Source organism: Micromonospora sp. CNZ299 (assembly GCF_002754415.1).
On the sequence record NZ_PEFG01000001.1, the window covers coordinates 6,197,839 to 6,221,833 of the forward strand.

The 23,995-nt window shown below is 68.6% G+C and carries 23 protein-coding genes; 14 read left to right on the forward strand and 9 right to left on the reverse strand.

Going from position 1 to position 23,995, the window contains the following annotated elements:
- Positions 1 to 10: 10 nt before the first annotated feature.
- From CLT68_RS28000 to CLT68_RS28015, 4 genes are all read left to right on the forward strand, one after another.
- Positions 11 to 1,648: a VWA domain-containing protein gene (locus CLT68_RS28000; RefSeq protein ID WP_099855443.1), complete on the forward strand. Its 1,638-nt coding sequence runs from the start codon at positions 11 to 13 to the stop codon at positions 1,646 to 1,648.
- Positions 1,649 to 1,826: 178 nt separating this feature from the next.
- On the forward strand, positions 1,827 to 1,955 hold the full coding sequence (locus CLT68_RS34005; RefSeq protein ID WP_358048585.1) for a hypothetical protein: 129 nt from the start codon (positions 1,827 to 1,829) through the stop codon (positions 1,953 to 1,955).
- Positions 1,956 to 2,060: 105 nt separating this feature from the next.
- Positions 2,061 to 2,429 (forward strand): hypothetical protein, encoded by a 369-nt coding sequence (locus CLT68_RS28010; RefSeq protein ID WP_099855447.1) that lies wholly within the window; start codon positions 2,061 to 2,063, stop codon positions 2,427 to 2,429.
- Between the two features lie 16 nt (positions 2,430 to 2,445).
- Complete coding sequence (locus CLT68_RS28015; protein WP_099855449.1) at positions 2,446 to 2,907, forward strand: DUF4262 domain-containing protein; 462 nt, start codon at positions 2,446 to 2,448, stop codon at positions 2,905 to 2,907.
- 88 nt (positions 2,908 to 2,995) lie between these two features.
- Here the strand turns inward: CLT68_RS28015 and CLT68_RS28020 are convergent, their stop codons facing one another.
- Together CLT68_RS28020 and CLT68_RS28025 are read right to left on the reverse strand one after the other, a co-directional pair.
- Positions 2,996 to 3,973: a hypothetical protein gene (locus tag CLT68_RS28020; protein WP_143743280.1), complete on the reverse strand. Its 978-nt coding sequence runs from the start codon at positions 3,971 to 3,973 to the stop codon at positions 2,996 to 2,998.
- A 26-nt stretch (positions 3,974 to 3,999) separates the two neighbouring features.
- Positions 4,000 to 4,425, reverse strand: a complete 426-nt coding sequence (locus CLT68_RS28025) for a sigma-70 family RNA polymerase sigma factor (protein WP_199177167.1) — start codon at positions 4,423 to 4,425, stop codon at positions 4,000 to 4,002.
- Between the two features lie 748 nt (positions 4,426 to 5,173).
- Here CLT68_RS28025 and CLT68_RS33565 point away from each other — a divergent pair.
- Both CLT68_RS33565 and CLT68_RS33570 read left to right on the forward strand, forming a co-directional pair.
- Positions 5,174 to 5,356, forward strand: coding sequence for a hypothetical protein (locus CLT68_RS33565; RefSeq protein ID WP_199177168.1), 183 nt, complete (start codon positions 5,174 to 5,176; stop codon positions 5,354 to 5,356).
- Between the two features lie 210 nt (positions 5,357 to 5,566).
- On the forward strand, positions 5,567 to 6,178 hold the full coding sequence (locus tag CLT68_RS33570; protein WP_486482465.1) for a DUF6193 family natural product biosynthesis protein: 612 nt from the start codon (positions 5,567 to 5,569) through the stop codon (positions 6,176 to 6,178).
- A 48-nt stretch (positions 6,179 to 6,226) separates the two neighbouring features.
- On the opposite strand, the gene CLT68_RS28045 is transcribed toward CLT68_RS33570, so the two are convergent.
- The gene (locus tag CLT68_RS28045) at positions 6,227 to 6,685 is read right to left on the reverse strand and encodes a hypothetical protein (protein WP_099855453.1); all 459 of its coding nucleotides are present in this window, start codon (positions 6,683 to 6,685) and stop codon (positions 6,227 to 6,229) included.
- Between the two features lie 165 nt (positions 6,686 to 6,850).
- Here CLT68_RS28045 and CLT68_RS28050 point away from each other — a divergent pair, with 165 nt between their 5' ends.
- A complete protein-coding gene (locus tag CLT68_RS28050; protein WP_486482347.1) occupies positions 6,851 to 7,303 on the forward strand; it encodes a pyridoxamine 5'-phosphate oxidase family protein in 453 nt (150 codons plus the stop codon).
- Between the two features lie 415 nt (positions 7,304 to 7,718).
- Here CLT68_RS28050 and CLT68_RS28055 read toward each other — a convergent pair whose 3' ends face one another.
- The 4 genes from CLT68_RS28055 to CLT68_RS28075 form a co-directional block, all read right to left on the reverse strand.
- Positions 7,719 to 9,236, reverse strand: coding sequence for a hypothetical protein (locus tag CLT68_RS28055; RefSeq protein WP_143743281.1), 1,518 nt, complete (start codon positions 9,234 to 9,236; stop codon positions 7,719 to 7,721).
- Positions 9,233 to 12,250, reverse strand: a complete 3,018-nt coding sequence (locus CLT68_RS34010; protein WP_486482348.1) for an AfsR/SARP family transcriptional regulator — start codon at positions 12,248 to 12,250, stop codon at positions 9,233 to 9,235. The genes CLT68_RS28055 and CLT68_RS34010 overlap by 4 nt, the downstream gene beginning before the upstream one ends.
- Positions 12,251 to 12,625: 375 nt before the next feature.
- Positions 12,626 to 14,725 (reverse strand): AfsR/SARP family transcriptional regulator, encoded by a 2,100-nt coding sequence (locus tag CLT68_RS28070; protein WP_486482349.1) that lies wholly within the window; start codon positions 14,723 to 14,725, stop codon positions 12,626 to 12,628.
- A 1-nt stretch (position 14,726) separates the two neighbouring features.
- On the reverse strand, positions 14,727 to 16,466 hold the full coding sequence (locus CLT68_RS28075) for an Hsp70 family protein (RefSeq protein ID WP_486482350.1): 1,740 nt from the start codon (positions 16,464 to 16,466) through the stop codon (positions 14,727 to 14,729).
- Between the two features lie 314 nt (positions 16,467 to 16,780).
- Here CLT68_RS28075 and CLT68_RS28080 point away from each other — a divergent pair, with 314 nt between their 5' ends.
- The 4 genes from CLT68_RS28080 to CLT68_RS28090 all read left to right on the forward strand — a co-directional run bounded on the left by CLT68_RS28080 (position 16,781) and on the right by CLT68_RS28090 (position 18,695).
- Positions 16,781 to 17,770, forward strand: a complete 990-nt coding sequence (locus CLT68_RS28080; protein WP_158240956.1) for a DUF6745 domain-containing protein — start codon at positions 16,781 to 16,783, stop codon at positions 17,768 to 17,770.
- 152 nt (positions 17,771 to 17,922) lie between these two features.
- The gene (locus tag CLT68_RS32970; RefSeq protein ID WP_158240957.1) at positions 17,923 to 18,081 is read left to right on the forward strand and encodes a hypothetical protein; all 159 of its coding nucleotides are present in this window, start codon (positions 17,923 to 17,925) and stop codon (positions 18,079 to 18,081) included.
- Positions 18,081 to 18,314, forward strand: a complete 234-nt coding sequence (locus CLT68_RS28085) for a hypothetical protein (protein ID WP_099855461.1) — start codon at positions 18,081 to 18,083, stop codon at positions 18,312 to 18,314. Before CLT68_RS32970 ends, CLT68_RS28085 begins: the two co-directional genes overlap by 1 nt.
- Before the next feature lie 129 nt (positions 18,315 to 18,443).
- Positions 18,444 to 18,695 (forward strand): hypothetical protein, encoded by a 252-nt coding sequence (locus tag CLT68_RS28090; RefSeq protein ID WP_099855464.1) that lies wholly within the window; start codon positions 18,444 to 18,446, stop codon positions 18,693 to 18,695.
- Between the two features lie 51 nt (positions 18,696 to 18,746).
- Here CLT68_RS28090 and CLT68_RS28095 read toward each other — a convergent pair whose 3' ends face one another.
- Entirely contained in the window at positions 18,747 to 19,424 is a 678-nt protein-coding gene (locus CLT68_RS28095; protein WP_099855466.1) for an HNH endonuclease family protein, read from the reverse strand.
- Between the two features lie 246 nt (positions 19,425 to 19,670).
- Positions 19,671 to 20,069: a hypothetical protein gene (locus CLT68_RS33575; protein WP_199177170.1), complete on the reverse strand. Its 399-nt coding sequence runs from the start codon at positions 20,067 to 20,069 to the stop codon at positions 19,671 to 19,673.
- An 874-nt stretch (positions 20,070 to 20,943) separates the two neighbouring features.
- On the opposite strand from CLT68_RS33575, the gene CLT68_RS28105 reads away from it, so the two are divergent.
- Genes CLT68_RS28105 through CLT68_RS28115 form a run of 3 tightly spaced genes read left to right on the forward strand, consistent with a single transcriptional unit; the run spans position 20,944 to position 23,789 of the window.
- Positions 20,944 to 21,465 carry a CYTH domain-containing protein gene (locus tag CLT68_RS28105; RefSeq protein ID WP_099855468.1) on the forward strand — a complete coding sequence of 174 codons (522 nt, stop codon included), beginning with the start codon at positions 20,944 to 20,946 and terminating at the stop codon, positions 21,463 to 21,465.
- A gap of 54 nt (positions 21,466 to 21,519) precedes the next feature.
- Positions 21,520 to 22,368, forward strand: coding sequence for a prenyltransferase/squalene oxidase repeat-containing protein (locus tag CLT68_RS28110; protein ID WP_099855470.1), 849 nt, complete (start codon positions 21,520 to 21,522; stop codon positions 22,366 to 22,368).
- Positions 22,365 to 23,789, forward strand: coding sequence for a TIR domain-containing protein (locus tag CLT68_RS28115; protein ID WP_099855472.1), 1,425 nt, complete (start codon positions 22,365 to 22,367; stop codon positions 23,787 to 23,789). The genes CLT68_RS28110 and CLT68_RS28115 overlap by 4 nt, the downstream gene beginning before the upstream one ends.
- Positions 23,790 to 23,995 lie beyond the last annotated feature (206 nt).

Below are 23,995 nucleotides of genomic sequence, written 5' to 3' on the forward strand. Positions count from 1 at the left end.
GAGCCATTCCGTGTCACACCCCCACACCCACCTGCGCACCGGCACACCACCGGCAACGGCCGGCGGTGCCGACTGGCGCGCCTGGTCGACGGCGTGGACCCAGCATGTCCCGCTGCTGACCGGCCGCGCCGACCTCACCGTCCTCGTCGCCCCCGGGGCCGCCGGCGGCGCGCCCGAATGCTTCTACCCCGACCTCAACCGCATTGAGGTCGACGCCACCTACATCGCCGAGCGCCCCGACATCACCGACCCGGCCAAGGCCCGGCACAAGCGCCTCGTGCCCACCGGCTACGGGCTGCTCGTGCACGGCGCCGCGCACGCCGCGCACAGCCACTGGACCACCCCGCCCGGCACCCCGCCGATCCTCGCCCACGTCGCCCACATGCTCGAGGAATCCCGGGCCGAAGGACGCCACCGTGGTCGCCGCCGCGGCGACCGCCGCTGGCTGCGCCACGTCGTGACAACCCTCCTCGACCCCAACGACGCGGCCGTCGACGACCCATGGCACGCCGGACAACTCGCCGCCCTGCTCCTCGCCCGCGTCGACGCCCGCATCGTCACCAGCAAAGACGTCCGCACAGTCCGGGCCGCGGTCACCGGCGTCCTCGGACGCACACGCCTGCGGCAGCTCCGCGACATCTGGCGCGAGGCCCAGATCTGCGACGACACCGACGTCGACACGATGATCGCCCTGGCCCGGCGGTGGTGCCAGGTCCTCGGCATCGACCCCGACCAGCAGTACGACACCCCCGTACCGGACGCCGGACAGTTCGCCGGCCGCCTCGCTGCGGCCCTCGTCGACTACCTCGCCGTCGCAGCCGGCGTCACCCCAGCCGAGTACGCCGCATCGATGCTGGCCCGCCGCCACAGCCCACCCTCGCAGTGGGACCGCCGGGACCCGACCGAACAGGAACACCGCGCCGCCCGCGACCTCGCCAACCGGCTGCGGCAGGCCCGTACCAGCCACCCCGAACCCGGCCGGCGGCCCTCCGCGATCCCACCCGGCCGGCTGCGCACCCGCCACGCCATCACCGCCGACGCACAAACCGCCGCCGGGCAACTACCGACGGCCGCCCCGTGGCAGCAACGCGCCCAACTACCGCCCGAGAAACCCCGTCTGCACCTGGCGATCCTGGTCGACCTGTCCGGCTCGATGGGCCGCTACACCGAGGCGATGTCCTCCGCGGCGTGGATCTTCGCCCACGCCGCCCGCCGCGCCGACGCGACGACCACCACCATCGGTTTCGGCGACCGCACCACCGTCCTGGTACCCCCACGCACCTTCCCGAAGCAGGTGCTGCACATGCGCACCGACTTCGCCACCGCCACCTTCCCCGAAGCGGTCAAGGTCGCCGACCACCTCCTCGACCTGCGTCACGGCCGCACCCTACGGATGCTCGCCGTCGTCTCCGACGGCTACCTCGACGACATCCCCGCCGGACAACGCCTCGTCACCACCCTGCACCGCGCCGGCTGCGCCGTGCTGTGGCTTCACCCCGCCGACCCGCCCACCGCGGGCGAGCCACCCGACCCGGACCAGACCTGGGGAAACACCTTCACGCACACCACCACTTTGACCGTCACCGACCCGGTCGACGCCATCGCCGTGATCGCCGATGCCGCCGTCGCGGCGCTCGCCCAGGCCTGAACCCCGGCCAGACCCGACCCGGCCAGGCGGCCAACCAGTCCCGCCCCGCGCGCGGCGCGGCGACGGCTGCGACCGGGCAGCGCCGCGCGGCGTCTCACGAAGTACCCCCAGCCCCGAGAGCGCGCGGCCCTCCGCCGGTTTCCCGCCGCCGGGTCCGCGACTTGACGAGTTCGGCGGCATGGACCCCTTCACCGCCGACCAGCGCACCGCCGGCGGCGCGCCTACCCTGCTGCGCCCGGCCATCCCGTGCCACGGGCTACGCCGCGTCGACATCGACGCGGTGCTGACCTGGCTGAGGCAGCTCTGACAACCGCACCGGAGCCCACCCAGCGTGAGGCCATCCCGTTCACCCGGACTCGCGGGCCCACATCCATGGATGCGGGCCCCGCCACGTAACGACAAGGAGTTGACGATGGACAGCTTGCCCCAGCCCGCTGACGAACCGGCCGCCGGTCGTCCCGCCGGGCTCAACGTCGGCGACCCGGACCTGCGAAAAACCCGCCTACTCGCCCGCGAGTGCGCCACCTGCATCTTCAAGCCCGGCAACCCGATGCACCTCGACCCCGGCAGGCTCAAGCAGATGGTGACCGAGGCGCGCGGTGACGCCGGCTACATCATCTGCCACTCGACCCTGCCGTACGCCGGCAGCCCGGTCCCGCCCGCGGTCTGCCGCGGATTCGCCGACCGCTACCGCACCTGGCAACTCCAGGTCATGGAACGACTCTGGGGCTTCGTCGAAGTCGAGCCACCCGACCCGGACCCCACCCGTACTCCCGAGTGACGAGGAGACACCCACCATGCCGAACATCGACGACGTCCTCCGACGCCAAGAACAGATCATCGACACCATCGGCTGGGCCGTCACGCACGTCCTGCCCACCGTCGACGACCCCGACGCCACCGCCCCGTTCGCCTACACCGTCGGACTCACCGCCCACCACTACCCCGAACTACTCACCGCCGGGCTACCCCTCGAGGTCGCCCACTGCCTGCTCAACGACCTCGCCCGCCGGGCCTACGACAGGGCCGAACGGTTCAGCCACGGCCAGCGCATCAGCGACCTCATCACCGGCTACGACGCGATCATCATCGACGGGCCACCCACCCATGACCTGCTGCCCGGGATGGCGATCGCCCGCTACGGCCGTCACCAGATCCGCCTCCAGCAGCTCGTCTGGCCCGACCAGCAGGGCCGATTCCCCTGGGACAGCGGGTACAGCCTCGAACCGCAGGCACAGCCACTGATCGCCCAGATGTAGCGCGACCAAGCGCCGCCGCGCGGGATAGGCGCGGTCCGTGCGCGCCGTCCAAGCGGTGCGGACGGCGCGCACGGTGCAGGATCGAGGGTCAGAACCTGCCGGCCTTGATGTCGGCCACCGTCACGCGGGCGACCTTGAAGGTTCCCGCAAAGGAGTCTCCCGTCTCCGGGGAGTTCACCTCGGAACTGATCGGTACCCCGTTCTGGGCGTTGATTATCAGCACCTGTTGGGTATCGTCCGTCCACACCGCGGCGGTGATGGTCAGGGTGGGCTGCCCGCCAGTCGTCGAATCCACGACGGTGACACCGGGAATGGTGGAGGTCAGGCGAAGCACGCCCGCCCGTACCTTCGGGTCGCCTCCCCCCGCGGAGAGCACGTCAACGCTGTTAACCCAGAGGTGGCTGGCGGCGATGCGCTCCCGGTCCTCATCGGTAAGCGGAGACGGGTTTGCGACCCCCTTCTGCCGAAGGATCCTCATTCGGTCCTCCTCGGCGCCGGCAGAGGGCTTTCCCTCGTCGTACACGGAGTTGATCATTTGCTCCCGGGCTCCGGCGAGATCGCCGGTTGCCGCGTACCGCGCCGCCGCCACCCCACGGGTGTGGAAGCCGTTGCCGAGGTTCTCGCCACGAGCGATCACCCGTGGGAGCTCGTTCCTGGCCTCTGTGTAGTAGTACTCGCCGCTGTCCGTGTACAGGTGGTACCGGGTAGGAGACGGCACGGTGCCCTGACGGACGACGACCTTCTCGATGATCAGCGACGCGTCGCCCGGCAGCGAGGCGTTGTCTGCGGTGAGGTTGGCTGCCAGGGACACGAGCTTGGTGTTGCCTGCCGGTGCCGGGGAGGCGGCCCCGGCGTGACTGTCCGGGCCGGTCGGAGCCGGGGCCGTGCCGGATCCCGTGGCCATCGGCAGGGCCAGCGCGAGAGCGGCCACGGCCGCGACGCCACCGCCAGCGGCCAGGCCGAGCACATGGCGCTTGCGTCGCCGGGCTCGGCCGCGCTGCTCGATCGCCTCGACCGGGCGATCCATCTGTACGTCGGAAAGGGTCTGTCTCACCGCGTCCCACACCTCATCGTCGTTCATGATCGAATCTCCTAACGGGCTGCGGGCGCGAGCTGCGCCCGCAGGGTTGCGGTGGCACGGGACAGATGGACGGCTACGGTTTGGGCGGAGATGCCCAACACTGCAGCCACGGACCTGGTGTCCAGGTCGAGCCAGATACGTAACACGACCACCTCACGCTGCCGCTGCGGCAGCCGGCGAACGGCGGCCAGCAGGGCGTCATTCGTGTCGAGGTCGTCCTCGATGAGAGACGGTCGCTCGTGGCCGTCGAGGGCCACCTCCCGCCGGCGTCGCCGCCACCAGGACACCCGGACGTTGAGGGCGGTGCGCACCACCCACGCCGCCGGTGCCGGATGCTGGCTCAGCTGCGGCCAGGAAGCCCAGGCTCGCGCGTACGCCTCAGCGACCAGATCCTCGGCCAGCGCGCGATCGCCCGTACCAGCTAGTACGGCGCGCAAGGCAGTTGTCTCGGGACCGCTGATAGAAGTCCGCGAAGTCCGTCCGTTCTCGTTCCACACGGGGTTTACGCATCAGCGCCCCGATCCATTTACCCGAACGGAAGAATTCTCCGTTGATCATGAGGCTGGCGGTGACAAATGTGTCGAACCCTACGCGAACCTCATGATTGACGGGTAACAATCAGTTGGTTTCGGGCGGAGCAGGTGTTGGGAGACCGAAGCTCTGCGGCCTGAGCCGCGAGGGTGCCGGAGGTGATCAGGGCAACCGTCGGCGGTCCACCGGTCCACCGGTCCGCCGACTGGTGCCTCACGTCCGCTATACAAGCCAGCGTGGTGCATGGGCAGGGCTCAGCTGTGCTGGATCTGCCCGATGAGTGTGATGCCGAGGGTCACTGCCAACGTGGCCGCGCCGAGCGGCAGCGCGGCAGCGCGGCAGCGCGGCAGCGCGGCAGCGCGGCAGCGGAGTGAATCTCAACGTCGCGTACCCCGGACACGCCTACACGTCGTGGTCGACCACGCGACTCGCGGCAGATCAATATGTTCGGAGCTGCAGAATCGTTCTCCGTTACGAGCCGCTTTCCGTCGCTCGTTGCATGCACGTGACCAGCTTGCCGCCGCGTTAGGGAGTTGCTGTGTCATACGGCTACATCGGATCGATGAAGACCAAACCGGGCCACCGGAATGACGTCGTGGAAATCCTGCTGAGCGGCGCTGATGGCCTCCGCAAGGCCGGATGTGACCTTTAGTCGTGAGCGTCTCGGATACCGACGACGTCACGATCTGGGTGAGTGAGGTCTGTCAGAGCAAGGAGAAGCACGACGCCTCCCTGCAGCTTCCCGAAACCAAAGCGGCGATCGGCAAGGCCATGCCGATGCTCACGGGCGAGTTCACCAGCCAAGAAGTAACCGTGATGAGAGGGCTGGGCGTATAAGCCCGCTCGTCGCCACCTCGGCGGCTTGCCGCTCTTCATGACCCACCGGTCTCCGGGCTGAGGACGCACTCAACTCGGCAGTTCGGGACGCGAGCCTATGCGCGGTCAACACCTGATGTTGCGGCAGACGGGGGCGGGACAGAATGGTGTGGATGAGTGCTGAGCAGCGCGTTGACGCCGTCGTCGAGGCTGGTTGGCCGGCCGTGCGGGATGACGGCCGCGTGCGTCCGGATCTTGTGGAGGCGGCGTACGCGCAGCCGCGTCTGCGGTGCTTTGTTTCTTTGGACTGGGATGGGTGAGCTGCACTTCAGCCGCTGCACCGAGCATCGCTGGACCTGGGACATCCCCTTCATCCGTCCGGCTGCCGGTGGAACCTATGTCGTTGAGGGCCCGAGCCGAACGCAGACCGTCGGTCCGGCAACCACGGCGGGTGAGGCGGTCGCTATGGTGGTCGCACGCCTTCCCGCCGGTTGCGGGCACGCGTTCGTCGGGACTTCTGAGCAGCTCGCGGCGCACGAGGCTGCCGCGCCGTTGCTCTCTACGAGGTGGCCGGTATTCACCGCCGAACTCGCCGCGGCGCTCAGGGCCGAAGGCGAGAAACCGCTGGCGGAGCAGGTTGGGCGGCTGCGAGTCGTGCAGACGTGTGGTTGCGGGGACGACTTCTGCCAGAGCTTCCACACCGCGCCGAAGCCGGATGGTGCCTACGGCGATGGCCACCGCAATGTCTGCCTCGATGCGCCATGGCCGGGCTACCTCATCCTCGACGTGGTCTACGACGAGATCAAATACGTCGAAGTGCTGTACCGATCACCGCTGTGCTGACCACTCCCGCCTCCGCAGCCGCGCGGTCTGCGGCAGATCCGGATGCCGTCAGTCGGACGTGAGGTTCCACTGCGGGGGCAGGGCGCTGCCGCACAGGGCGCAGGTGAAGTCGTCGTCCCGCACGATGTTGCGCTCGCCGCAGCTCGGGCAGCGGCGGAAGATGACCCGGTCGGTGAAGCCGCCAGGATGCGGTATGTCGACTCGGTCAAGCGCCTTGGCCACAGCGCGCCAGCAGTCCGGGTCGGGGCAGTAGCCAGTCGACTGGTTGGTCACCTCGGCGACGCGCCATCCGATGCCGGCGCAGGCAAACGCCATCTCACCGGCGGCGAATACGTCCCGCCCGCCTGCGAGGGCGATGTGTTCGCTACGACGCGGCGCCAGTCTGAGCACGCCATCGAGAGCAACGACGAACGTGGCCGGTTCGGCGAGGTCTCCACGGTCGCGCCCTGCCAGCCACTCGGTGAGCGAGGCAACCGAGTCCACGGCAACCGCGTCCGCCGCGATCACCCGGTCACGGAACTGGGCCGGACCAACCCGTCCGCGAACCGGGCTCGGACGGCCACGTGCTACCGCTTGCGTTGAAGCGCGCTTCAACAATGATCCTGTTTGGAGCGCCTGACGAGCGGGAGAACCGCGAGCACTTCGCAAAAGCGCATGAGGGAGGATCCAGACGTGAAACCCGAACCCCCGCGCAATCTGGAGCAACGTAAGCAGGACACGCTGGCCCGCCTTAACCAGGATCTGGACGCATGGGTCGCCTCCGCGGACCCGGACGGGAACGCCTATCTGGTGCCGCTGTCCTTCCTCTGGGACGGCGCGGCGTTCCTCTTGGCGACAGCGGAGTCCAGCCCGACCGCGCGCAATTTACGCTTCTCTGGACGAGTGCGAATGTCGGTTGGCACGACCCGCGACGTGGTTCTCATTGAGGGCAGCGTTGAGACGTTCTCGCGCGAAACCGTGCCAGGCGATCTAGCCGACGCATTTGCCACGAAACTTTGGGATGCGCGGGTCGGACCGACGCGCTACGCGTACTTTCGGGTGACACCTCGCCGGATACAGGCGTGGCGAGAGGAGAACGAACTTGCCGGTCGTGACCTCATGCGTGATGGTCACTGGATGATCTGACGGCCAGCCCACGGACGTCCGGAAATCGGCTAGAAGCGGATGCCGCGTGGAGATGTCGACTAAACGCCCGCCACGCAACGTCATCGACCGAGCATGCCGGTCAGTCGCACAACCGTCAAGGCAGCCGACCATCAAAAAGCCGCCTGCCCCGGTGCAGCCTTGTACGTCAAGCCGTACCTGTCTCTGCACGGAAGCCGGTACGCCGACAGCAGCCTGATACCGCTGAACAGCAACGAAATCCGCCGCCTGTTCGCCTACCTCGTTTCGGCCATCCCTCACAGAGGGCCACATCCTGCACTGGTCTCACTTCCGCAGTGTTAGCCCACCTGCGGGCTCTCGAGTAAGAAGTGCCGCTCTTTCCTCGTTTGTCGGGCGGACGGGGTGCCTGCTGACGTCACTCGCTGTGGCTCGCCCGTCAGGCGGGGCCAGGCTGGCGGCGGGTCCGTCGCCTGGCGATCCCCGGTCGGCGAGGGTAGTCCGGCGGCAGGTATCGGTAGACCGATCGCAGTGACTTGCCGATCCTCTCGGCGAGCAGTTCAGGGTCCAGGTTCGGCTCCTTGCGCAGCCAGTAGGCCACTGCCTGCGCGGTTCCCCGGGGCACCTCCGAGCCCTCGTCGTCGTTGGCATCGTCGGCGGCAGCATCCTGATCGCCGTTGTCCGTCTCCTCGTCGGCGTTCGCGCCAAGGACGTCCTTGTCGTCCTCGCTCCTGTCTGCCGGATCCGCGGCGGCCGGATCGTCCGACGACAGAACTTCAGGCGGGCCAGCGTCGCGGCTCTCGGCACTCTGCTGGTGGCCGCTCAGGGCCGGGTGAGGGTTCTCCTCTGGTTCTGGTTTCGGCTCCTGCCGGTCATCGCGAGGCGTGTCCGCCACCGACGCACTGGGCGCTTGCGGCGCGGAGAGGGCGAGCTCGGGTGCCGGTGGCGCGTCGGCGAGGCGCTCCCGCCCGAACCAGCGACGGCGGTGACGGGAACTGTGGGTCGTCATGATCCGCTCCGGGGCGAGGTCAGCGGCCAGGAGCGTGGTCAGCCCGTTGTAGTCGGCGGTAGCCGCGAGGCGTACTGCGATCTCATCTAGGTCGTACACCTGCACAGCAATGTCGGCGGTAGTGGGGTCCACCGCAGCTCTGATCTTGCGATGGAGCACCTTGGCGATCGCGGCGTCGCGCTGTCGGCGAGCGATCGCGTCGCGGGCCGCTGTCAGGGACTCGTACAGGTCGAGGCCATCAGCTTTGGCCATGGACCGTGCCCGGGAGGTGATGACAGGGTGGCAGACCCAATGCCCGAACACCTCGTAGGCGGGTGGTGTGGGCGGCAGGCCCCCGGTGACGCGCAGGCGGTCGCGGCGCTGGTTGCCGGCGTGCATCAGCCAGACGAGGTATCCGAGGGCGGACATGCCCGCGTAGAAGCCACCGGCTAGGTGGTCGGGGTGGGCGGTCCCGTTGAAGGTGACGGCTCCGGCGGCGATCGCGGCGGACAGCAGGCGTGATCCGATTGCCCGCTCGCCGAGGCGGCGTCGCACGTCGGCGTTGGCCATCACGACCACGCCGCCCAATTCAAGCGCGGCGACGGCCGGGACCGCGACGACCAGTGGGATGCCGAGTGTTTCGACGGCGCCGGTGACTTGTCCAATGAGGGCAACCAGCAGCACCAGGACGTAGAACGCCTGGCGTATCCAGGCGGCGTGCCGGACTGCGGTGGCCAGGTCGGCGTCCATCGCGTCGAGCGCCGCCTGGGACGAGACATGTAGACGCGTAGACCCGTCCTGAGGGCTGCGGGCGGGCCCAGGACGGCCGGCGAGCACGGCTGCCCGCACTAGCCACGCGGTGCCGTTGCGGTCCCAGTTCGTCGCCTGCGGTCCGTCGCCGCCGCGGTTGGGCTGATCGTGCGGGCTGCCACGACGTGCGTCGGGTGCCGCCGAGGAGTCCGACGTCATGGGTGAAGCCCGTTGTGGTGAGAGTCGGGCTTCCCGGTTGGCTTCTGCCGGCGCAGGTCGGCGATGAGCTGGTCGGCGAGTCTGAGGGTGTCCTCGCTGGGTTCGGCGTCGATCTCGTCGAGCCGGCGGGTGAGGGCTCGGCGTAGGGAGCGGACCTGCTCGAGGTGTCCGAGTGCGGCGTGGGCGCGCATCGCTTGCTGGTAGATGGCTTCGGCGTACGGGTCGTGGCGCATCGCGGCTTCGAGGACGGCCAGGGCTTGTGTCGGGTCAGGGGTAGCGGCGGCGAGGGCGAGGTGGGCGTCGAGGGCTTGGCGGCGGATGCCCTCGCGGTATGCCTCGATCCATTCGTAGTCGAAGCCGGCGGCGAGTGTGCCGTCGTAGGCGTCGACGGCGCGCTTCAGTGCGGCGGTGCGGTCGGCGTCGGTCGTGGCGAGGGCGGCGTCGCGCAGCGCGGTGCGCATGCGCCACAGGTCGCTGTCGAGGGCGTCGCGGTTGAGGGCGTAGCGGCGCGACGGGTGAGTGAGGTAGGTGTCGGGTCCTCCGGTGAGGACGAGGGTTTTGCGTAGTGCGGATACGTAGGTGTGCAGGCGGTGCGGTGCCTTCGACGCGGGGGCGTCGGGCAGCAGGTCGTCGAGGATGTTGTCCTGTGCGGCTTCGCCGTCCTGAACGACGAGGTAGACCAGCAGCTCGAGGGCTTTCGCCCGCAGCGGCGTGGTCGTGTCCACGTCCACGATTCGGGCCCCACCGAGCACTCGAACGTCGACGCGTCCGCCAGTGCTGCACGGCCGGTCGTCGCCCGCCGGGTGCGGTTCATGCCCGGCGTGATCGCGGCGCTCCGGCAGGTGTGCGGCGGCAGAATTCTCGGCTGTGGGGTTCGGCGCGTGGGCGGCGCCGACCAGCCTGTCGAGTGGTGTGCGCTGCGCGGGTGCTGGCGGTTGAGGCTCGCCGGTATGGGACTCGGCGAGGAGTCGCAGCAGGTCGGTGGCCTCGCTGCGGTTGATGACGCTCAGGCGGCCGACGGCGGAAGGACAGCTGTGCTGTTTCGCGTCGTGCTTAATGATGCTGGTGGAGCCGTCTTCGGCGACGAGGATGGTGTCGCCATCGGGCCAGGCACCGAGCAGAACGCCGTGGATGTCGAGTCGGTGCCCTTGCGTGAGCAGCGCGGCGATGCGGGTGCGCTCATGAGCGGTGGGGGAAGCGATCAGCACCGTCGGCGGCACGGGCTCGGCCATGGAGTCCCGGTCCCGCAGGTCGGCGATTGTGTCGACCTCGTAGTCGCCGCATATGCGCGCGCGGTGCAGGGTCTGCTCCTCGATCAGCGTCAGAGCGTCGCTGAGTCCGCTGGTGACGCTCATCCGTGGCGTGTCCGCCAGTGTGGTGGCGGTGCCTAACAGCGTGGCGAGGGTGTCCGAGGCGATGACGACGTGGTGGCGGCTATCGGGGTCATCTGGTCCGCCGGCTGCGAGGGCGGACACCAGCACGCCTCGGGCCGCTGCCTCGGCTCCGGGCCCGATCAGACCGAGTCCCTCGGACGGCCACACCTCGATCAGCGGGCGGGCCGGCGCGGATATAGCCGACTGCGTCTCGTGCGCCGTGAGTTTCGAGGTCTCGTCGTCGGCCGCGTCTGCCGGGTCAGAGTCAGCATCCACGACGGGTTCGTCGGGCGGAGGGTCGAGGTCTGGGCCGGGGCCGGGGCCGGGGCCGGGGCCGGGGCCGGGGCCGGGGCCGGGGCCGGGGCCGGGGCCGGGGCCGGGGCCGGGGCCGGGGCCGGGGCCGGGGCCGGGGCCGGGGCCGGGGCCGGGGCCGGGGCCGGGGCCGGGGCCGGGGCCGGGGCCGGGGCCGGGGCCGGGGCCGGGGCCGGGGCCGGGGCCGGGGCCGGGGCCGGGGCCGGGAGTCGTCTTCGCGCTCGGTGTCAGGGCCCGTAGGCCGCGACGGATCCGGGTGACCACCGCCGGCATCGGTTCGACGCTCGGGTCGTCGAGGCGTGGGCGCGCCGTGGGTTGCCGGGGGATGTAGCGGCGACGGCGGTGTGCCCAAACGAGGGCAACCGCGGCGAGGACTGCGGCGGCAAGTCCCATGTCGAGCCAGCTACCCGTACCGAGCGACACACCCGGCTGCGGTCGCGGCGTTGGGGCGGTTCGTTCGTCGGCGGTGCGAGTGGTGGGCGTGGCAGCCGGTCCCGACGCCGAAGCGTGGCCGGCTGGCGCAGACGTGGGCGCTGGGGCGGACTCCACGAGGCCGTCGTCGGTGTCCGTTCCGGTCGGGCTGCTGGGCGATCCTGACGGAGCTGATGTCGTGGGCGTTGGGGCAGGCGCCGGTCGGGGCGACGGGTGTGGTGCTTCGGCCGTGGGTGGTAGTCGCAGTGTCCAGCCCGGGTAGATGAGGTCAGGGTCGCGAAGTGTCCCACCGGTGTGGGGGAAGCGGGTGCCACGGTTGGCGGTGAAGATTTCGGGCCAGCGGTCCGCGTCGCCGAGGCGGTCCTGGGCGATGCGGGACAGCGTGTCGCCGCGCCGCACCGTGTAGGTGTGCTTGGCCTGGTCCCTGCCGTTGGCTGCTGAGGTGGTCTGGTCGTCGGCGTGGGCACGCGCAGTGGCTGCTGGGCCCTGCGGTGGATGGGTCGTCTCCGCGGCGGCGGTGGTGGTCGCGCTGGCGTGGGCGGGCGTCGCGGTGGCCGCCGTGCTGACGGCGGTCGCTCCCAGGACAGCCGCCGTGATGCCCTGCAGCGGCCCGGGCATGTGCAGCCGTGGCAGTCGCCGTGACATCCGGGCGGCCTGGGCGTACAGGCGGGCCGTGATGGCGGCGGCGAGCAGTCCCCACAGCAGCCACGCCGCGAGGTAGGCGATGCCGGCGAGGAAGCCGCCGCTGAGGGGCTCCTCGACCCAGCCGCGCAGCAGGGTCGTCCACGAGCCCTGCGGGCGTGGCCACCTGCCGACGCGGACGAGCGTGACCGGCACCGCGACGACCAGCAGCACGGCCGCCGACGTGTGAGCGGCCGAAGCGACCCTGGACCTCATCGCCCCTCCCCTGCTGCCGTGTTCGGGACCCGGACGCCGACCGGCGCCGAGCCGGCTCGGCGGCGCCGTGAAACGTTGGCCACGAATCGACCGTAGGGCGAGCGGCAGAAGACGAGGCGGTTCTGCTGGCTGACAGGACCTCACACGACCTCACACGACCTCACAACCCCAGCTCACGGGCCGTCGATAGGAGTCGAGACGGTGCGACCGGCGCCATCTGCTGAGGCCAAGTGGCGCCTCCTACTAGCAGGACGAGCTGGCTGTCTGGGACCGAACACGGGGGCAGCCGAAAGCGGAAACGGAGCCGCAAGCGCATGGGGTAGCACAGTTCGGGCTTTCCCGAACCGGGTCACCCGTGCTCGGAGCCGGCGGGAGTTACCGGGTGGGGATGGCGGGCTGGTCTCGGAGGGTGGCTGTCCCGTCGGCCGTGTCGGTGGGGAGGATGCCCGCTGCGGCGAGGCGCCGGTTGTAGCCCTCCCGTAGGTGGTCGGCCGCGTCGTGGTCGCCGAGGGTGATGAGTGCGGTGACCGCTCGAGTGTGCAGGTCGGCGTTGTACGGGTCGATGCGGATGCCGGCCTGCAGCCATGCCAGGGCTTCACGGGCGTCAGGGCTGGCGTTGGCGAGCGCCGCGTGTGCGTCGATGACGTGGCGGCGGGTGGTCTCGCGGATCGGGTCGAGCCAGGGCCAGGTACGTCGGGCGGCGAGGTCACCGGGGTAGGCGTCGATGACGGCCTCCCAGGTCGTCACGTCGGTGCCGACGGCGGTGGTGGCGTCGCGGACCGCGTGGTGGAAGTGCCACAGGTCGACGGTGACGCCGGTGAGGTCGAGGCGGTACCGGTCGTCGCTGTGCTCGATGATGGTCACCCCTGCCGTGGATCGAATGGTGGCGCGGAGGTCGCTGAGGGTGGTGTAGAGGCGGCCGGTGAGAGAGCGGCGGGGCAGGCCCGGCCAGATGGCGTCGGTCAGCTGTCGGGTGTCGGCTCCGTCGGGGTGGGCGGCGAGGAACACGAGGACCTGGAGCGCGGCGGTACGCCGGATCTCCACAGGGTGGCCGCCCAGCAGCAGTGTCGGTTCGCCCAGCACGCGCAGCTGAAGGCGTCGTTTGTCGTTGCTTGTGCGGACGGGGTGGTCCTGGGCGGTGGCCCTCCACTGTGGGGACCGGCCTGCCAGGGCGGGGTTGCGCGACGGGCCGGAGGTGCCAGGCTCTGGCGGTGCCGGGTCGGGGTGGGCGATGACGGTGAGCAGGTCGGTAGCCGTGACCTGGGTAAGGACGCACATCCGTGGCCCGGCTGACCCGCTGCCGTCCAGGTGGTGGCTGCGCCCCGACGGGTCGACCTGCCATGTCTGGCCGGCCGGCCACCGTCCGAGCACGGCCACCGCGGCTGAGGTGACGGCCAGACTCGCCAGGGTCTCGGCGTTGTCCCTCGCGGACGCCTCGTCGACGATGAGGGTTGGTCCGGGTGGGCCGGCGTCCTCCTGCGTGTTTCGTTGTGGCTGGTCTCGTCCGCCCAGGCCACGACCAGGGTGGTCTCCGGAGAAGAAGCCCGCTGCCTGCCCGAGGTTGTCGATGACGGCCAGCCCCGGCAGGCGCCGGCCCAGCGTTTCGGCGGTGGGGCCGAGCAACCCGGCCAGGACAGGCCGGGTGGCGACCACGGACACTGCCGGGTGATGACGCCCAGCTAGGAGGCTGGTGACGAGCAGGCCTCGCGCTGCGTCCTGCGCCCCCGGTCCGGTGAGACCGACCGCAGCTCGGGGGAAAGCCCTGCCAGGGGTTGGCCGGTCGAGCGGCGGCGAGCCGGCCGAGGCGGCGCCGGGTTCGGTAGGCGGTGGCGTCGAATCGGCGAGGGCGGCTTGCACGGCAGCCACTGTCGGGGGCAGCGGCGCCAGGTCCGTGTCCTCGCGGCTCGGTGGACCGGGCGGGCGGGGCCGGTAGGAACGGCGGCGGCGGAGCCACACCAGCGCCGCTGCCGCGCTGACCTGCTCCGCCACGTCGCGCGGCAGCCAGCCGCCGGCGACGCTGATCCCCGCGTCTGCCAGGACGTCGCCATCTGATGGCGTGGGCTTACCAGCCTCATCCAGAGTTCCTGCCGCTACCGGTTGCATGGGCGGCGGTGGCGGTGCGGCGATCGCGTGGGAGCTGACGCCGAACACGGCCGCGCCGGCGATGCCACCGGCGGTGGCTTGCCAGGGTGTCGGCAGCGGCATGCGCCGCAGCCACGACACAGTCGCGCTCAGGCGGGTCAGCACCCTGATCGTGACCGTGTAGGCGAGCAGGAGCCACACCAGCCAGGCCGCGATGGTCAGCGCAGCAGTGACGCTCTGTTCGGTCAGCGGGTTCTGCACCCACTCCCGTGCCTGCGCCGCGGTCGGCCAACCCAGTTCGGGTGGCCCGACCAGGGACAGCAGCACTATCGGAGGGCCGACCAGAAGGGTGAGGACGAACAGCAGCGACATCAGCTGCCGCGGCCACCGCATGTCACCCGCCCCCACCCGGTGACATTCCCGCCCGAGCCGGGCCCGTGGGCGGTGTGGTGGGAGTGGGCGGGGCGGGGCGAAGGATTCGGCTCCAGAGCCGGGTAGCCCACCAGGTCGCGACGGCGATGGCGTAGATGACGCCGAGCATGCCGGCGGCCCGTCTACTGACGATCGCCGCGAAGATCACCGCCAGCGGGGCGGCGAGGATGAGGCGGAACATCAAAGGCGTCACCACCGCCATGACCACGGCGACGCCGAGGAGGAGACCGCCGACGCGGCCGGCGATGTCGATCCACAGGATCCGATCCGGCCACCGGTCAGCGGTCAGGGAGTACTGGATCAACCCCATGCCGAGCGTGGCGGCGACGATGGATCCGGTCGGCGCGGCCAGCAATGCCGACCAGCCGCCGTGCGGGGAACGCCACTGCCGGGCGGCGACGACCGCCATCGCCACGGCCATCACCGACACCGGCGCGATCGGCCACAGCGCCCACTTCAGGTACGGGCCGACCGGCATACCGAAGTATTGGCTGGTGACCACCGCGTACAGGCCAGCGATCGCCGCGCCGAGGGACACCGCGGCGAGGATCCCGACGCTGACCCTTCCCCCTTCGGTTCGGGTGCCGGGGGTGGGACTGCGGGCGGCGATCAGCGAGCCGAGGACCGTGCCCGCGGCCAGGCACGCCAGCAGGGCCATCACCGCCGCCATCGTGAACTCGCCCCAGTTCACACTCACCGAGTAGTACACACCGAGCACCCCATGCTCCTCGGCGGTCAGGAGGCATTGCCAGATCAGGGCAAGCGACGCGAAGCCTGGGACCGCGATCGCCGCCGCCCGCCGCACGGGCGGCACCGGCACCTCCACCCGCCCGACCGTTCCGGTATCGACGGCGCCGACGTCAGCGGCGCCCCGGGCCGCGACCAGCCCCGGCTCGGGCACGACGACGGGTGCGGCGCCTGTGTGCTCGGCGATCGCCGCCGCCAGGTGCGGTAACTGGGCGCTGCCGCCCACACAGTAGATACCGGCGAGGTCGCCGACCGTGAGCTCGGCGGCGGCGACGGTTTCCTGCGTCAACTGCGCCACGCGCCACGCCACCGGCCGGACGGCCTCGTCGAGCATCGCGCTGTTCGCTATCACCGGCGGCCGGTCCGGGAGCAGAACGGTGACAGCCGGATGGCTCACCAACGCTTCCTTGGCCACTCGAACGCTGTGCGCCACCGACGCGCGCGACGCGCCCTGGCCCTCTCCCGTCGACGCGCCGATGAGGGCGTCGGCGAGCGCGTGATCGATTGCCGTGCCGCCAGCCGCCGCGTCGGCGAGGGTCGCGAGGACCTCGAACCCGGCGGGCCCGCGGCGCAGCACCGTCACCTCCGCGCCCGCGCCGACATCGCAGACGACAAGGAACGCACCGACCGGCACCCGCACACCAGTGGTGAGCAGATACTCGGCGACCGCCACCGGGGCCTCCACCAGACGCGGTTGCGGCAACCCCGCTCGGTGCGCGACCTGCCGCATCCAGGTCCGCCGCCGGGGCCCCCACCCCGCCGGGACCACCACCCGCACATCCCGCACCGGCTGACCGACGACCCGCTCGGCTTCGGCGGCGACTCTGCGCAGCGGCGACGCCGCCACCTCCAGCGCGTCGCCGCCAGCGTCACCTGCCGTCGCGTCCTCCACCGGATGGCGCGGCCCCGGAATGAACGCTTCGGGCTGCCTCGCCGCCTGTCCGTTTGCGGGCATAGACGACGTGCTGTGTAGGGATGGATTCCCGTCGAATGACAGTACGTACGCGCTGCCGTCGGCCCACACCAGGACGGCTTGGGTGCCGGCGCTGCCGCAATCGATCGACAACCGCGCTTCCCCCGCCCCCATGTCCATAGTCAAACATGAGGATCACATTCACGTCACCTGTCAATCACTCACGGCCAGCAGAGGCCAGGCGAAACCGCACCAGCGTCACCAGTCCGCCGAACCGCCGACGAATCACCTCCAGGAAGCCTCGTGGTGAGGCCGTCTCCCGCCTGCGTGCCTCTTGCCAACGACACCAACACGCATTGGATGAAACCGTGAAGCCCTCGAACACACCCGCCAACCCCACCGACAGCATCGCCCGCACCTGGACCCGCGCAGTCCTGACAACCGAACCCGCCGACCACGACGCCGCCGAAGCCGCAGCCCGCGCCGCCTACCGCACCGCAGGCAGGCCCGAACCCACAGAGTTCATCTGGTGCCCGTCTCCCCGGGCCGCTCTCGAGCTCATCAGGAGTTTCCTCGACGAGGGGCAGGCTCCACTCGTCAAATCCGTACGTCGCGCGGTGTTGAACCAGGCGTTGTCCGCAGCCCGCGCCCCACTCATCGATCGGGTCAGCGACATTGAGCGGTTGAGCGCCTTCGGTCAGTTCCACTCCTACTTCGAACGCAAGGGGTTCTACGGCGAGCAACGCTACGACGGCATGGACGAGCGGTACGACCTGATGGAGCGCCCCTACCGGTGCCCGCCTGTCCTGCCGTCGGAGCGATCGGCGCTGCGGCCCGTGCTTCACGCCGTGCATCAGACCTACCGGCACGTCCTGAGCCCTGCGTGGTCGGCGATTGGCCGCGCGATCAGCGCCGATTACACGCTCCAACCGGCCTGGTACTGGTCCGACGAGCACGGGCTCGTCGACCAGAACGATGAGGCTCGTGCCGTCGTCCGCTACAGCACACCTGGGCTCAACGACCGATTCTTCGACCCGGCCTGGTGCTTCTACCCCGACCTCATGGTCCTGGCGGCCATCGACACCTACCGCAGAGTTTTCGATACGGACCCCGGCGCCGCCTGGCAGGGCTGCCGCGACGTCGCCCTCACCAGCGGCCCCTGGTGGCCCTTCCCCAGAACTGTGGTCATGAGTGAGCGACCCACCCTGCTCACACTCAACGAGCAGGACCGTCTCCATGCCGACGACGGGCCAGCCATTCAATGGCCCGACGGTCACCACGTGTGGGCCCATGACGGGGATCTCATCGACCCACCACGCTCAGGGTCGGCAACGAGCGGCGCATGATCTCAGAAGCCCGCAGTGATCATCTGGTTATCCACAGGCACCTGAGTTGTCCACAGCTCATGCGATCAGGCATTGATCGGCCGGACCACCCCTGCTGAAGTACCTGCACAGGGACAACGCCACGTCCCCTCCAACGACGAAGGAGCGCAGCCATGACCCGGGGTGCACGCAGCCGATCACGGCGCACGGACAGGCCGACACCGCTGGAGCACCTCGCCGGGGTCAGCGGCCTCATCGGCGCGACGGCCGCCCTCATCGCCGCCGTCGCCGGGCTGCTGACAGCCGCCGCCGCACTGACAGTGAGTCGCTGATGCCCGCCGTCGAGGTTTGGCTGCTCGGCGGACCCGCCGACGGCCGCTTCACCCACATTGAGGTTGACGACGACGGGTCCCTTCCGCAGGCCATCGTCCTGGCGCAGAGCGGCGCCTACCTCGGTGCCCGCGATCATCCCGGCCCGCCGGTGCAGCACCGCTACCTCCGTTGCGCCGGCGAGGTCGACCCGCCAACCTTCCGGTACGAGGGCCCTGTCGGCCAGGACCGGTGACGTCGGCATGGGCTGCCAACCGACCAGAGCCAAAGCGGCCCGTGGTCCGATCAGAGAACGACACCACCCCAGCCTGGCCACATCGCTACCCAACATCATCCGTCGTTCGTACGCTTGTACGATGCGCTCGTGGAGGATGTGGCGGCGCGCTGGTGGAACGGGATCTGGGGGCGCCTAGGCCGCCGAGATGTGTGGCTCGCCCGCGAGGTCCGGCGGAAGGTCACCGCCCGAGCCGGCGACAGCCAGACCGGCCGAGTGCTCCGGTGGGAGTTCGACACCGAAGACGAGGCACTCGCCATGGTCAAGCGTCTGCTCGCCACCGACGCGGGCGGCCAATGGCGCAAGCAGTCCGGCGACAGCCAGCCGCCACAGCAGACCTAGCACCCGGCTGACTGTCCGCACCCCAGGCGCGGACAGTCAGCCGGATCGCGCTCAGGAGCTACAGGTGTTGAGCATGCTTTGCAGGGCGGACTTCTCCGACGACTGCAGGGTGAGGCCCCAGCTGTACTTCACGGTGATCCACATCTTGCTGTAGGTGCACCGGTACGACGACAGCGGCGGCTGCCAAGTGGAGGGGTCCTGGTCGCCCTTGGACTGGTTGACGTTGTCCGTCACCGCGATCAGCTGAGGACGGGTGAGGTCGTTAGCGAAGCTCTGCCGGCGGCTGGTCGTCCACGAGTTGGCCCCGGAGCGCCACGCCTCCGCGAGGGGGACGACGTGGTCGATGTCGACGTCGGAGGCCGCCGTCCAGGTCGCCCCGTCGAACGGGCTGTACCAGCGACCGGAGGTGGCCGCGCAGGAGCTGTTGACGACGACGGATGTGCCGTCGCGTTTGAGGACCTGCTCGCGGGTGTTGCAGCTACCGCTGATCGTGATCCAGTGCGGGAACAGGTCACGGGAGTAGCCGCTGGTCGAGCCTTGCGTCGCCACGGTCAGGGCGTTGAGCTGTGATTGCGCTGTTGCCTTCGACGGGATTCCGGGAGGCGTCGCCGACGCGGGAGTGGCGTTCGTGACCGCGAGAGTGCCGCTTACGAGGGCGGCGATCGCGATAGCTACGGCGCGCGGACGGCGGCGGGCGAGCGGCAGGGTGTCGAGTGTCAGTCGCGGCATGTGGGGCCTCCATCGTGATTGGGCGGGCAGGCAGTCACGCTCATCGATGATGGTGACGGTAGTGCGGCGGTGTTGTGAAGTACCAGAGACGCGTTCACGACGTCTTGCCGACGTTGGCAGCTTGCGCGCCTCACGCACGTCGTGGTGAGGCGGGCACGGCAACCGGCCCTGCTGGGCCTTCGGCTCGGTGCCCGCGTCTTGCAGGTGAGACCGCCGCCGTCTTCGCCGCAACATCACCCGTCCAGATCATTGGAGTTCGCTCAGCGTGCCCGGCAGGCGGTACGGCACGCCGCCCCGAGCGGCTGATGCATAAGCGGCTGTGATCGTCTGTGCGACGACGAGTGCGGATCGTGCGACCTCTGCTCCCGTAGCGGCGGAGATCACCTGGCGGAGTACGTCATCGGCGAGTGCGGGTAGCCAGTCATCGTGGGCATGGCGACTCCCTGGAGTCTCGGCCAGGCAGTGCGCCAGCACAGCATCCCGAAGGCCGGGCTCCGGACCGCCTGCCACGCCAGGCTGGGCCATGGCCTCTCCCAGCACCACGCCCGCAGCCAGCAAGGCCGTGCCGGTCCAGACGACAATCTGCCACTTTCCTGAGACGATCACCGTGCCAGCGGCGATGTTTCCGATGATTCCCAGAAGCATAACCAAAACGCTGAGACGCCCGACCGACCACACGGTTCGGTGACGCACCTGGGCGCACATCCCCTGTCTGACCTCCATCGACACCCTGCCGGAGATCGGCCGGACGGGCAACGGCCACCTCGGTGCGGCGCGCCAGGGCGGGCTCTACCCGGTCAAGCCGAAGTAAGCGTTGCCCCGTGACTGCCTCGACGATCAGCCAAGAACCCCACAACGGACGTTCTTCCCTGGAATGGGCATAGTCCGCTGACAGCCCAGTAGGTACCGGATGCAGATCTTCTACCCGCCGCATGATCTTGTTTTCGACTTCCGGCACTAGATATCGCCGACTTTCCGTGCCAGCGAGATCTCGCCGCGCTTGATGTTGGCGAAGTCGCGCACCACTACCGAGTGGGACCGGGTTGCGTCGTCGTCGGTTAGCACACCACTCACGACGGCCTACCGCCCCAACGACAAGTCAAGATCGAGCGAACCAACCGCAGCATCGGTCAGATCCTGCTGTCGGTGCTGCCCGGCTTCCTCGAAGGCCCCCGCGAGCTGTCCGGCCGGCTTGCCGGCCACTCGACGACCGGCCGCCAAGAGCCTTCGGGTGTGACGTCTAGGTGGGCAGCGAGCATCGTCCGCAGGAGGGCTGCCGCCGTGGGCTACCCGCCCATGCCGCCGTCGGGAAGCGGTCTGCTGCCGGCACAGTCCATAGCGGACGCTACGCTGCCGACCGTTGCTGAGTGGGGTACCTGACAGAGGTTGCCATCTGGGACCGGCGGCTCTTCCACAATCATGCCGGGATGCTTGTTGAGTAGCTCCATTACCACCAGCTATCGTCCTTCTGAGCTACGTCGCTGCCGCTCCCACAACCGCCGTGGCCCGAAGGGACATAATGGAAGTTGAAAGTAAGGTCCTGCTTTCATCCGACGAGGTGGACGTGATCGTCCTGCGGCTCGCGGCGCTTCGGCTCCATCTTGGTCAACAAGAGACTCAGCGCGACGTCTACTACAAGGAACGTGGCTTTCGGGAAAAAGTGCAAGGTCCGGGCTCCTATCTCGTGAGACTGCGATACAAGGAGTCGGGAACAGTCCTCAATATGAAACGGCTCACCAAGTCGGACGGTGTATGGGAAGAAGATGAGACGCGCGTCGACGACGGACGCGTTGTTGAAAAGATCATCCAAGCAATCGGCGCCGAAATGGCTGTCGCAGTTCTAAAGGTGCGGCGGGAGTGCCTACGAGACGACTTAGAGATTCTCATAGACGAGGTCGAAGGGATGGGCATCTGTCTCGAGCTCGCGATTGAGGCGGCGGACCAGCCGGAGAAAGCCCGCGACAAGATTAACCTGTTCCTTGCAGAACTTGATATTGATCCATCGTATCGAGTTGCGCGGTTACCCGACAATCCTGCTTGAGCAGCAAGGCGTCCGATTCTCGGTGAAATAAAGGAGGCCGCTTTGATTGTCACTATGGAATGGATCCTCGACCGCCTCGACAAGATGGTTCCACGTGTTGGACGGGTCCGTCCCTCCGAGAATGCGCCTCCAGATGCGCTGACCACGTCGCAGGTTCTCGTGCTCGCCACCGAGGTAGACGCGGTTGCCGACCTGCTCGGCGACCGATTGGAGCCAGCGGTTAACTACCTTTGCCAGGACCAGCAGGCCGACGGTCGGTGGCTGCGCGAGAAGGATGACTGGCATACATCGATCACCGCCTGGAACCTACTTGCGCTTCAGCGCTTGCAACTGGGAACGAGATGGGAACGGGCCGCTCGGAAGGGGTTTGCCTGGCTGCGCGCCCGACAGACGGCCGATGGAGGCTTCTCGCAGTCTGACGTGGTTCTCAGACCAAATACTTACTCAACCTCTTACTCCACCGCCGCGTCGTTTGCCTGCGACCCTTCCGACGATGCCGTTCGTCGCGGCCTCAATTGGCTCGCCAAGGCCCAAGCGCCAGAGGGCGGTTACAGCGACGATTGCACAGTCGAGGATGGCACGGACCCTTCTCTCACGGCATACGTAGCTCATGCGATCAGCTCACTGCCCTCTGAGGAAACAGCACAGGTCCGGGAAGGATGTGAGCACTTTATCGCACGGACGCAGCGGCCGTCGGGCGCTTGGCCCGCTTGGTATGAGAGCGTTGATTCAATCGAGGGCACCGCAGCGGCGCTGCGAGTGCTTCTAGCGTCGGACAACGATCCTAGGCCTGCCGCACAGGCGGCTCTCGCCTTCCTCGACGAGGCGGTCAAGCGCTCCGATCCAGAGAACTGGATCATCATCACACTGGCCTACGTTGCCGTACGGAGAACACCGGCATGACATGGGCCACCAGAGAGGACGTTAGGCAGGCTCTAGCGATAGCCGCAAGGTTCGTTCTGAGTCGTCAACGTTCCGACGGCGGTTTCGGGTGGGACGAGGTTCCCAGGTCTGACGCGTGGACAACAGCGGAGGGCGTTCTCGGGCTGAGTGCGGCCGGAATCAGCGAAGGCGTCGACGAGGGTCTACAGTGGCTCCGGGACAATGTGAATCCCGACGGTGGGTGGTTCTCGGAGGCTTATCGCAATGTCACCCACGGGGCCAGCGACGTCTCAGCCACCGCGTACGCGATGCGCGCGCTGGCCTCTTGCGGCATCGCAGAGGATGAGAACCTGGTGCAGTCGGGGCGGGATTGGCTGGTAGCTCGGCAGCGGTCTGACGGCAGCTGGGGCATTGCCGAACGGAATGAGCGGCGGGGGCACATCGGTCAAACGGGGTTCGCCATCTCCGCACTTTCCCGCGCCTCGACCGATCTTCGCTCGGCAGAAGCCCTGCAATCGGCCCTGTATTACCTCTACGAGACCCAGCGCCTCGTTGGCGGTTGGGAACTCGCACCCGGACAGGAGCTGGAGCCGACCCTCACGGCCTATGCATTGCGGGGCATCATCGATGCCTCAGCGCTACGTGGGCACCGAACCCAGCCGAAAATCTTCCTACGGTGGATGCAGAACCTCCAACAGATGCAACGGCGATCGGGGTCATGGTCGGACTGGTTCGGCAATGCCGAAAGCGTGGAAGCCACCGGTTACACGATCGAGCTAGCGGCGAGTCTGGGGCTGCTCGGAAAGGATCCGCTAAATCAGGACCTGTGGCTGCGACGGGCTCTCGACTTCTTGGCGACGAGCCAGGATACCGCCGCTGGTGGTTGGGGTGTTTCCCCAGGCAAAGCCCCAGCGGTCTGGGTCACTCATTCCGTGCTCATCGCTCTCTCGGCAATGTTAGAAGGGCCTGCCGACGCACCTCGCCTGAACGTGCTGGCCAATACGGCCGGCCCTCTTTACCAAGCGGTGGACCAGTACGACTTCGCAATTTCATTCGCCAGCCCCCAGCGTGACTACGCCCGAGCCCTTGCCCTCAAGCTGCAGCAGTTCGGCGCGTCCGTCTTCTTTGACTCGTTCGAGGCCGAGAGCCTATGGGGTGCGAACCTCATCGACAGGTTCACGGAGGTATACCGCGAGGGCAGCCGCCTGTGCATAATGATCGTCTCGCAGGATTACATCAGGCGAGCCTGGCCGCGACTCGAGCGTCAAAGTGCACAGTCCCATGCTATGGAAAGCGATAAGGAGTTCATTCTGCCGATCCGGGTGGAACAAGTCGACGTTCCAGGTCTGATCCGGACGGTCGGGTACCTCGATGCTGATCAACACGATCTGGATTCGATCGCCACGATGGCAATGAGCAAACTGCGGGGGTTAGTCCGATAACGTAAAGGAGTAGAGATGCACACAAGTCGTCCGCTTTCCGTCGTGTGGATTGACACATTATGCGAGTACCCCATCTACGGGGACCTGGTGGGCGCATCCCTGTTCAACAGCAGTCAAGACATTTCGCTCCCGCTCGCCGCGGTGTACCTGAAGAGCTTTCTGGCCGAGAATCGACCCGCCATACGCTTCATATACCATCCCCGCCG